Source organism: Microvirga sp. P4_G7 (assembly GCF_056401005.1).
This window is the reverse complement of record NZ_JBFUKD010000870.1, coordinates 1-1319: the sequence shown is the minus strand read 5'-3', so window position 1 is coordinate 1319 and position 1319 is coordinate 1. Positions and strand designations below refer to the sequence as shown.

Sequence of the window (1319 nt, the reverse complement as noted above, 5' to 3'; positions counted from 1 at the left end):
GAATGGAGGATGCACGACGCTTCATACATCCCAAACCATTCGCCATTCACTATTCGCCGCTCGCTTTATTTTTACGCCCGCTTCTTCTTGTCGTCGTCGTCGACTTCCTGGAAGTCGGCGTCGATCACGTCGTCCTTCTTGGCTTCGCCTTCGGGCGCCGCCTCACCACCTTCTTCGGCGGCTTGCGTGGCCTGGTACATGGCTTCACCGAGCTTCATGGACGCCTGCATCAGATCCGTGGTGCGGGCCTTGATGGTCTCGGAATCCTCGCCGTTCAGCGCCTCTTTCAGGGCGTCGATGGCGGTGGTGATGCCCTGCCTGTCGGCTTCGGAGACCTTGTCGCCGTATTCCGAGAGGGACTTTTCGGTCGCGTGAATCAGGCTTTCGCCCTGGTTCTTGGCTTCGACGAGCTCGCGACGCTTCTTGTCCTCGGCGGCATGGGATTCGGCATCCTTCACCATCTTGTCGATGTCGGCTTCCGAGAGACCACCCGAGGCCTGGATGCGGATCTGGTGCTCCTTGCTCGTCGCCTTGTCCTTCGCCGTCACGTTGACGATGCCGTTGGCGTCGATGTCGAACGTCACCTCGATCTGCGGCACGCCGCGCGGCGCCGGCGGAATGCCGACGAGGTCGAACTGGCCGAGCAGCTTGTTGTCCGCCGCCATTTCACGCTCGCCCTGGAAGACCCGGATGGTGACCGCGTTCTGGTTGTCCTCCGCGGTCGAGAACACCTGGCTCTTCTTGGTCGGGATCGTCGTGTTGCGATCGATCAGGCGTGTGAACACGCCGCCGAGGGTCTCGATGCCCAGCGACAGCGGGGTCACGTCGAGSAGCAGCACGTCCTTGACGTCGCCCTGMAGMACGCCGGCCTGGATGGCSGCGCCGATGGCMACGACYTCRTCCGGGTTGACGCCYTTGTGGGGTTCCTTGCCGAAGAASKRCTTCACGACTTCCTGGATCTTSGGCATGCGGRTCATGCCGCCGACCAGRACCACTTCGTCGATATCGCCGGCAGCAAGGCCTGCATCCTTCAAGGCCTTGCGGCAGGGCTCGATCGTGCGCTGGACGAGATCGTCGACCAAGGATTCGAATTTAGCCCGCGAAAGCTTGAGCGCGAGGTGTTTCGGGCCCGTGGCGTCCGCCGTGATGTAGGGCAGGTTGATCTCGGTCTGGGCCGTGGACGACAGCTCGATCTTGGCCTTTTCGGCCGCTTCCTTCAGGCGCTGAAGGGCGAGCTTGTCCTTGGTCAGGTCAATGCCCTGTTCCTTCTTGAACTCCGCCGCGAGGTACTCGACGAGRCGCATGTCGAAGTCTTCACC

At 62.0% G+C, this 1319-nt stretch carries 1 protein-coding gene; it reads right to left on the bottom strand.

The window, feature by feature from the left end; all coding sequences use genetic code 11:
- Positions 1–71 precede the first annotated feature (71 nt).
- The coding region (dnaK, locus tag AC1DT3_RS21485) for a molecular chaperone DnaK (protein ID WP_477467213.1) at positions 72–1319 on the bottom strand (1248 nt) is incomplete at its 5' end.